This is a genomic window from Dellaglioa sp. CoH-57-MRSF-17 (genome assembly GCF_056782015.1).
This window is the reverse complement of record NZ_JBXAXY010000114.1, coordinates 1-294: the sequence shown is the minus strand read 5'-3', so window position 1 is coordinate 294 and position 294 is coordinate 1. Positions and strand designations below refer to the sequence as shown.

Annotated in this window: 1 pseudogene; it reads left to right on the top strand. The window is 50.0% G+C overall.

The annotated features are described in order from the left end of the window. Positions 1-49: 49 nt before the first annotated feature. Positions 50-294, top strand: a pseudogene (locus tag AC1RPJ_RS08080) (hypothetical protein); the annotation flags it as partial.

Genomic DNA, 294 nt, shown 5'->3' with positions numbered 1-294 from the left:
GAGTAAAGCAGGATGTGCAATTTTATGAAGAACAAACTCGGAGTACACCATGGCTCGCACATTCTCTTCATTGGTTCGCAAACAGGCACGAGAGCTTCAGGCGCATTCTCGCAACAGGCTCAGTCTTGACCCGCTCTACTACGTTTATGCACTGCTCGATCCGCGTAAACCGGGCTCTTACTTGTATACAGTTGGTGACAAAGTAGTAGCGTTCGATCATGAGCCATTCTGCGTCGGAAAGGGCAAAGGTCGTCGTATGTATCAACATCTGGAGGGCTGTAACCGACGTGGCAC